Below are 8,370 nucleotides of genomic sequence, written 5' to 3'. Positions count from 1 at the left end.
TGCTGCACGCTCGATCAGATGGGGTGGCCGATGTGGGCCAGGGCCTGACGGACCAGGACCCCGTGCCCGCCGGTCATCTCGCCTCGCTGGGCCATGGTGGCGGCCTCCTCGGGCGTCACCCAGGCCAGGTCGAGGGCGTCCTGCTGGGGCCGGCAGTCACCCATCACCGGGACGATGTAGGCGAGCGAGACCGCGTGCTGGCGGGGATCGTGGTAGGGCGTCACGCCGGGGGTCGGGAAGAACTCGGCCACCGTGAACGGCTGCGGCGACAACGGGATGCGCGGCAGGGCCACCGGGCCGAGGTCGCTCTCGACGTGCCGGGCCAGGGCGTCGCGGATCCGCTCGTGGTAGAGCACCCGGCCACCGACGACCTCGTGCCCGAAGCCGCCGCCGGCGTCGGCCCGCAGCAGCAGCCCGACGTGCGTGACCAGCCCCCGGTCGTCGCTGCGGACCGGCACCGCGTGGACGTAGAGGATCGGCAGGCGCTCCCGGGCCGCGTTCAGGTCCTCCCGGCTCAGCCACGAGCTGGTCGTGTCCACCTCGGTCATCGCCCTGCCTCTCTCGCGAAGATCGTGCCGGGGTTCATGATGCCCGACGGGTCGAACACCGCCTTGACCCGGCGCTGCCGCGCGAGCTCGGCGGCCCCCAGCTCGAGCTCGAGCCACGGCACCTTGATGCGGCCGACGCCGTGCTCGCCGGTGATCGTGCCGCCGAGGGACAGGGCCAGCCGGACGATCTCGTCGAAGGCGCCCCAGGCGCGGCGCCGGCTCTCCGGGTCGCCCCCGTCGTGCACGATCGAGGGGTGCAGGTTGCCGTCGCCGCCGTGGCCGCTGACCGGGATGGTCACCTCCCAGCGCCGCGCGATCCCCTCGACCGCGGCGATGAAGTCGCCGAGCCGGGCGATCGGCACGCACACGTCCTCGGCGAGCCGGTCGCCCTTGGCCTCGAAGGCCGTGCTCATCACGCGCCGGCCCTGTAGCAGGGCGTCGGCCTCCTGTGCGTCGTCCGCGACGGCGACCTGCCGCGCACCCGCTGCGGTGAGCAGCTCGGCATAGCGCGCGAGGTCCGCGCGCACGTGGTCCGGGCGGTCGGCCTGCACGAGCAGCGCCGCGGCGCAGTCCGCGGTGAAGCCGTAGTCGCCGAACTGCTGGATCGTGGCCAGGCTCGTCCGGTCGAGGATCTCGAGCAGGGCGGGCCGGTGCCGGTCCAGGCGCAGCGCCGTGATCCCGGCGACCGCACCGTCGAGCGAGTCGAAGGTGGCCAGCGCGGTCAGCGCCGGGTCGGGGGCCGGCGCGATCCGCACGACCGCCTCGGTCACCACCCCGAGGGTGCCCTCGGACCCGACGAACAGACCGGTGAGGTCGTAGCCGGCGACGCCCTTGGCGGTGCGGTGCCCGGTGCGCATCACCGCGCCGCCGGGCAGCACCACCTGCAACGCCTTGACCCAGTCGGCGGTGACGCCGTACCTGACGCAGCACAGCCCCCCGGCGTTGGTCGCGACGTTGCCGCCGATCGTGCACGTGTCCGCCGACGCCGGGTCGGGACCGTAGCACCAGCCCTGCGCCGCCAGCTCGGCCTTCAGGCGGGCGTTGACGACGCCGGGGCCGACCACGGCGTACCCCTCCAGCGGGTCGACCTCGCGGATCGCGTCGAGTGCCTCCACGTTGAGCACGATGCACCCCTCGGTCGCCGACGCGCCGCCCGCGCGTGACGTGCGGGCACCCTGCGGCACGACCGGCGTCCCCGTCGCCTGCGCATGCTCGAGCACCGCCACGACGTCGCCCAGGTCCCGGGCCCGCACGACGGTGTAGTCGGCGGGCGGGATGCTGCGCCGGGAGGCGGCGTCAGCGGCATACGTCCGCCTCACGTCGGCGTCGGCCACGACCCGGGCGGCCACGCGAGCGGGGAGGGTCGGCACGGGGACACCCTACGTCCGGCTAGAATGTCGCCACAGGCGTCCGAGCCGTCATCAGCGGCGAGCCTCCGGAAGAACAGGGCGGCGACGCCCCCACTAGACCCGGACGGGTGGGCCCGTCACAGCCACGATGAAGCGGTCGTATGCCGCTCACCTCCCTCCCCGGGGAAGGCGGGCCCGTGCGGCAAGCGAGGTGGTACCGCGGTGCCATCGGGTGGTCCCGGTGACGTCGTCCTCGTCGAGTGACGAAGCGAGCGACGCAGGAGACGACCACATGACCTATCCGAAGGTCACCACCGACGCGCAGCACCGCGCCGACGTGCCCTCCGCCCCACGGTTCCCGCAGATCGAGGAACGGGTACTGGCGTACTGGGAGCAGGACGGCACCTTCGCCGCCTCGGTGGAGAACCGGGACGCGGGGAAGGACGGCTCGAACGAGTTCGTCTTCTACGACGGGCCGCCCTTCGCCAACGGCCTGCCCCACTACGGGCACCTGCTGACCGGCTACGTCAAGGACATCGTGCCGCGCTACCAGACGATGCGCGGTCGGCGGGTCGAGAGACGGTTCGGCTGGGACACGCACGGGCTGCCCGCCGAGCTGGAGGCCCAGCGCCAGCTCGGGCTGAAGACCAAGCAGGACATCCTCGAGCTCGGCATCGACAGGTTCAACGACGCCTGCCGGGCCTCGGTGCTCAAGTACACCGACGAGTGGGTCAGCTACGTGACGCGGCAGGCCCGGTGGGTCGACTTCGAGAACGACTACAAGACGCTCAACCCGTCCTTCATGGAGTCGGTGATCTGGGCGTTCAAGTCCCTCTACGACAAGGGCCTGGTCTACGAGGGCTTCCGGGTGCTGCCCTACTGCTGGAACGACCAGACCCCCCTGTCCAACCACGAGCTGCGCATGGACGACGACGTCTACAAGATGCGCCAGGACCCGGCCGTGACGATCGGCTACCGGCTCGAGACCGGCGAGCTGGCCCTGGTCTGGACCACGACGCCGTGGACGGTGCCCGCGAACGTCGCGATGGCCGTGCACCCCGACGTCGACTACGTCGTCGTCGAGTCCGACTTCACCGGTGTCACCGAGCGCTACATCATCGCCGCGGCCCGGCTGGGCGCCTACGCCAAGGAGCTCGGCGGGTCCGACCCGTCGACCCTGGCGGACCGGGTCGTGGGGCGGCTGAAGGGCGCCGAGATCGTCGGGCGACGCTACACGCCGCCGTTCTCCTACTTCCTGGGCCACCCGAACGGCCACGTCGTGCTGCCCGCGGACTACGTCACCACCGAGGACGGCACGGGCCTGGTCCACATCGCGTCCGCCTTCGGTGAGGAGGACAAGGTCCTCACCGACGCGTTCGGCATCGACGTGGTCGTGCCCGTCGGCCCGGACGGCACGTTCACCCACCCGGTGACCGACTACGAGGGGATGCACGTCTTCGACGCGAACCCGCACATCATCGACCACCTCAGGGCGCGCACCCGGGGTACGGGCGAGATGGGCTCGACCACGGAGGGCACGGTCCTGCTGCGGCGCGAGACCTACGAGCACAGCTATCCGCACTGCTGGCGCTGCCGGCAGCCGCTGATCTACATGGCGGTCTCGAGCTGGTTCGTGCAGGTCACCAAGATCAAGGAGCGGATGCTCGAGCTGAACCAGCAGATCGACTGGACGCCCGAGCACGTCAAGGACGGCCAGTTCGGCAAGTGGCTGGCCAACGCCCGCGACTGGTCGATCTCGCGCAACCGCTTCTGGGGCAGCCCGATCCCGGTCTGGAAGTCGGACGACCCGCGCTACCCGCGGATCGACGTCTACGGCTCCTTCGCGGAGCTGGAGCGCGACTTCGGGGTGGCGGTCACCGACCTGCACCGGCCCGGCATCGACCGCCTGACCCGCCCCAACCCCGACGACCCGACCGGGCACGCGACGATGCGCCGCGTCGAGGACGTGCTCGACGTGTGGTTCGACTCCGGCTCGATGAGCTTCGCCCAGGTGCACTACCCCTTCGAGAACGCCGACTGGTTCCAGCACCACTTCCCGGGCGACTTCATCGTCGAGTACATCGGCCAGACCCGTGGGTGGTTCTACACGCTGCACATCCTGGCGACCGCCCTGTTCGACCGGCCCGCCTTCAAGTCGTGCGTCAGCCACGGCATCGTGCTCGGCTCGGACGGGCAGAAGATGAGCAAGTCGCTGCGCAACTACCCGGACGTGTCCGAGGTGTTCGAGCGCGACGGGGCCGACGCGATGCGCTGGTTCCTGATGAGCAGCCCCATCCTGCGCGGCGGCAACCTCGTGGTCACCGAGCAGGGCATCCGCGACGGTGTCCGGCAGGTGATCATCCCGCTGTGGAACGTGTGGTCCTTCCTGGCCCTCTACGCGAACGCGGCGCACGGCGGGGCCGGGTACGACGCGAGGCGCTCGACGTCGTCCTCCGACGTCCTCGACCGCTACATGCTGGCGAAGCTGCACGGGTTCGTCCGCGAGGTGCGGGACCAGCTCGACGACTACGACGTCGCCGCGGCCTGCGACAGCACGCGGACCTTCGTCGACGTGCTGACCAACTGGTACGTCCGCCGGTCCCGGGACCGGTTCTGGGGTGGTGAGTCCGCGGCCTCGAGAGCGGCCTTCGACACGCTGTGGACCACCCTCGAGACGGTGACCCGGGCCGTGGCGCCCCTCCTGCCGCTGGTGACCGAGGAGATCTGGCGTGGCCTGACCGGAGGCCGCTCGGTCCACCTGACCGACTACCCGGACCCCGCCGAGCTGCCCACCGACGCGGCCCTGGTCTCGGCCATGGACCGGGCGCGCGAGCTCTGCTCCGTCGGTTCGAGCCTGCGCAAGGCGGCGGGTCTGCGCGCCCGCCTGCCGCTCGGCTCGCTCACCGTCGCGGTGCCCGACTCGGCGGTCCTGGAGCCGTTCGAGGCGATCATCCGGGACGAGCTCAACGTCAAGGCGCTGCGTCTGGTCGAGCTCGGGTCCGACAGCGGCGCGGGCTACGGCGTGACCCAGCGGCTGACCGTGAACGCCCGCGCGGCCGGGCCCCGGCTCGGCAAGGACGTGCAGGCCGCGATCCGGGGGAGCAAGAGCGGCGACTGGTCCGTCTCCGCCGAGGGCGTCGTCTCGGCCGGCGGCCTGGTGCTGCACGAGGGCGAGTACACGCTCGAGACGGTGGTCGGCGAGCAGGCGGACGGAGCCGCGACCGCGATGCTGCCCGGCGGCGGGTTCTGCGTGCTCGACACGCAGGTCACGCCCGAGCTGGCCGCCGAGGGACTGGCCCGCGACCTGGTCCGGGCCGTCCAGCAGACGCGCCGGGAGGCCGGGCTGCAGGTCAGCGACCGGATCAGCCTGACGATCACCGGCACCGAGGACGTCTTCGCGGCCACCGTCGCGCACCGTGACCTGATCGTCGCGGAGACCCTCGCCACGCAGTTCTCGTCGGCCGGGGGCGACCACGCGCTGCCCGAGGGGACCGGCGTCGCGGTCGTGGTCGGCGACGGGCAGCAGGCCCGCATCCTGGTGGCCAAGCGATGAGCGCGCAGCCGGCGGAGCGCCCCGTCACGGTCCGGACCGCGACCGGCGACGACCTCGACGCCGTCCTGCGGGTCGGGCACGAGACCTGGCGTGTGACGTACGAGCCGATCGCCGGCCGCGAGTACGTGGCGATGGGCCTGGCCAAGTGGTGGACCGCCGATGCCGTCATCCCCGGCATCCGGGTCGGCCGGACGCTCGTGGCCGAGCAGGACGGGGCCGTGGTCGGGATGGCGGCCTACGGCAGCCAGGGCGACGAGCTGGTCCTGTGGAAGCTGTACGTCCGGCCCGGTCACCAGGGCCGCGGCATCGGGCGCCGGCTGCTGGACGAGGTCGTGCTGCGGGCCGCCCAGCTGGGCCACACCACGTTGGGTGTCTCCTACCTGGACGGCAACGACCAGGCCGCCCGCTTCTACGAGGGCACCGGCTTCCGGTTCACCCATCGTGAGCCGGGCGGCTCCGGGCTGCCCGACCTGCTCTGGCTCGTCAAGGACCTGGGCGGCGGCGCGGCCGCGGGACGGAGGGTCCCGTGAGCCCACGACCGGACGCCGCGGCCGCAGCCGCCGCCCGCCGGCTCGAGGAGCGCAGGCAGGTGCGCGAGATCGAGGCGGAGATCCTCTCGCGCGCCCCGGAGAACGACATCGGGCCCTCGCTCGAGCGGATCCGCGCCGTCATGCGGCTCGCCGGGGACCCTCAGCGCGCCTTCCCGGTGATCCACCTGACCGGCACCAACGGCAAGACGTCCACGAGCCGGATGATCGACACGGTCCTGCGGGAGCTGGGCCTGCGGACCGGCCGCTTCACCTCACCGCACCTGCACGACATGCGCGAGCGGATCGCCTTGTCCGGCAAGCCGATCCCGCGCACCAAGCTCATCGCCGCCTATGCCGACGTGAAGCCGCTGGTCGACCTCGTCGACGCCCGGTCGCTGGAGTCCGGCGGGCGCCGGCTCAACTTCTTCGAGACCCTCGTGGCCGTGGCGTATGCCGCCTTCGCGGATGCCCCGGTCGACGTCGCCGTCGTCGAGGTCGGGCTCGGCGGCACCTGGGACGCGACCAACGTCGTCGACGGCCGGGTCTCGGTCATCACCCCCGTCGACCTCGACCACACCCACCTGCTCGGTCCAGACATCGGTTCGATCGCCGCGGAGAAGTCGGGGATCATCAAACCCGACGCCGTCACCGTCTCGGCGCTGCAGGACGACGATGCCGCGGAGGTGCTGCGCGAACGGGCCGAGCAGGTCGGGGCCCGGCTCGTCCTCGAGGGGACCGACTTCGGCGTGACCGCCCGTGCGGTCGCGGTGGGCGGGCAGCTGGTCTCCGTCCGGGGCCTCGCGGCGGACTACCCGGACCTGTTCCTGCCGCTGCACGGCGCCCACCAGGCCCAGAACCTCGCGGTCGCGATCGCCGCCGTGGAGGCCTTCGTCGGCGGCGGGGAACAACCGCTCGACCACGACCTGCTGCTCACGGCCTGCGCCTCGATGGCCTCGCCCGGGCGGCTCGAGGTCGTGCGCCGCTCGCCGACGGTCGTGGTCGACGCCGCGCACAACCCGCACGGCGCCCGGGCCCTCGTCACCGCTCTCGAGGAGGCGTTCACCTTCACCCGGCTGGTGGGGCTGCTCGGCATCGTGGCGGACAAGGACGCCGTCGGGATCCTCGAGGTCCTCGAGCCGGTGCTGTCCGAGGTCGTGGTCACCCGCAACTCGTCACACCGGGCCCTCGACCCGGCCCGGCTCGGCCGGCTGGCCGCGGAGGTCTTCGGCGAGCATCGGGTCACCGTGGTCCCGAACCTGCCGGACGCGCTGGAACAGGCCGTCACGCTGGCGGAGGCCGACGGGCTCGGCGGGGGAGTGCTCGCGACGGGCTCGGTCATCACGGCCGGTGAGGTGCGGCTGCTGCTCGGCCACGAGGAGGCCTGAGCGCACGGCCGACGTAGGCTCGGTCCGTATCGTCGCGTCCAGCTGCTCGGCACCGCGGCCCGGCGACCGGTAGACCGTTGACACGAAAGGCACCTGGGATCGTATGTCGCGACTCGTCCTCTACGGCACCACCGGCAAGTTCACCTGGCGCATGCTGGCCACGGTGCTGGCCGGCCAGTCGGTCATCATCTTCTTCGGCGCGCTCGTCGCCCGCGGGACCGCCGTGGCGCAGGGTGAGCCGGCTGCGGCCGGCCGCTACCTGCTCGTCGGCTCGGTCATCGCGGCCCTGTGCCTGGCCGGAGCGGCGCTGACCCGCAAGCCGTATGGCGTGACCCTGGGCTGGGTGGTCCAGGCGCTCACGCTGCTGGCCGGGTTCGTCGTGCCGATGATGTTCCTCGCCGGCCTCATCTTCCTGGCCCTGTGGGTCGTCTCGTTGCTCAAGGGAGGCGCCGTCGACCGGATGCAGACCCCGGTAAGGTGACGGCCGTGACCATCGAACGTTCCCTCGTCCTCGTCAAACCCGACGGCTTCCAGCGCGGACTGACGGGGGAGGTGCTGCGGCGGGTCGAGGCCAAGGGCTACGCCTTGCGGGCGCTGGCGATCCTCACGCCGACCCGCGGGATGCTCGAGCAGCACTACGCCGAGCACCAGGGCAAGCCGTTCTACGAGGCGCTGGTCGAGTTCATGTCCTCCGGGCCGGTCACCGCGGCGGTCATCGAGGGCGAGGACTGCGTCAAGGGGTTCCGCGCCCTGGCCGGCGCCACGAACCCCACCGACGCCGCACCGGGCACCATCCGCGGTGACCTCGGCCGGGACTGGGGCACGGCGGTCCAGCAGAACATCGTGCACGGGTCCGACTCGCTCGAATCGGCCGCTCGCGAGATCGGCATCTGGTTCCCGCAGCTGTGAGACCGGCGTCTCGGCCGGGGTAACGGTCGGTCTGCCTCGTGCGCGCGGTGTGCCTCGTGCGCGCGGTGCCCCTCGCCCGCGCCGGGCCGGCGTCAG

The 8,370-nt window shown here is 72.2% G+C and carries 7 protein-coding genes; 5 read left to right on the top strand and 2 right to left on the bottom strand.

Annotation, left to right across the window (positions count from 1 at the left end):
* Window positions 1–14 precede the first annotated feature (14 nt).
* Window positions 15–548: an NUDIX hydrolase family protein gene (locus tag WMI84_RS15255; protein ID WP_347354629.1), complete on the bottom strand. Its 534-nt coding sequence runs from the start codon at window positions 546–548 to the stop codon at window positions 15–17.
* On the bottom strand, window positions 545–1,918 hold the full coding sequence (locus WMI84_RS15250; protein ID WP_347354628.1) for an FAD-linked oxidase C-terminal domain-containing protein: 1,374 nt from the start codon (window positions 1,916–1,918) through the stop codon (window positions 545–547). Before WMI84_RS15250 ends, WMI84_RS15255 begins: the two co-directional genes overlap by 4 nt.
* A gap of 271 nt (window positions 1,919–2,189) precedes the next feature.
* Here WMI84_RS15250 and ileS point away from each other — a divergent pair, with 271 nt between their 5' ends.
* The 5 genes from ileS to ndk all read left to right on the top strand — a co-directional run bounded on the left by ileS (window position 2,190) and on the right by ndk (window position 8,274).
* On the top strand, window positions 2,190–5,450 hold the full coding sequence (gene ileS, locus WMI84_RS15245; RefSeq protein ID WP_347354627.1) for an isoleucine--tRNA ligase: 3,261 nt from the start codon (window positions 2,190–2,192) through the stop codon (window positions 5,448–5,450).
* Entirely contained in the window at window positions 5,447–5,980 is a 534-nt protein-coding gene (locus WMI84_RS15240) for an N-acetyltransferase (protein WP_347354626.1), read from the top strand. Before ileS ends, WMI84_RS15240 begins: the two co-directional genes overlap by 4 nt.
* Window positions 5,977–7,365, top strand: a complete 1,389-nt coding sequence (locus WMI84_RS15235) for a folylpolyglutamate synthase/dihydrofolate synthase family protein (protein WP_347354625.1) — start codon at window positions 5,977–5,979, stop codon at window positions 7,363–7,365. Before WMI84_RS15240 ends, WMI84_RS15235 begins: the two co-directional genes overlap by 4 nt.
* A 103-nt stretch (window positions 7,366–7,468) precedes the next feature.
* Window positions 7,469–7,846 carry a DUF4233 domain-containing protein gene (locus WMI84_RS15230; protein WP_347354624.1) on the top strand — a complete coding sequence of 126 codons (378 nt, stop codon included), beginning with the start codon at window positions 7,469–7,471 and terminating at the stop codon, window positions 7,844–7,846.
* 5 nt (window positions 7,847–7,851) lie between these two features.
* Window positions 7,852–8,274 (top strand): nucleoside-diphosphate kinase, encoded by a 423-nt coding sequence (gene ndk / locus WMI84_RS15225; RefSeq protein ID WP_347354623.1) that lies wholly within the window; start codon window positions 7,852–7,854, stop codon window positions 8,272–8,274.
* Window positions 8,275–8,370 lie beyond the last annotated feature (96 nt).

The sequence above is a fragment of the Intrasporangium sp. genome (assembly GCF_039812505.1).
Classification (GTDB): Bacteria; Actinomycetota; Actinomycetes; order Actinomycetales; family Dermatophilaceae; genus Intrasporangium_A.
This window is presented reverse-complemented; position numbering and strand designations above follow the sequence as displayed.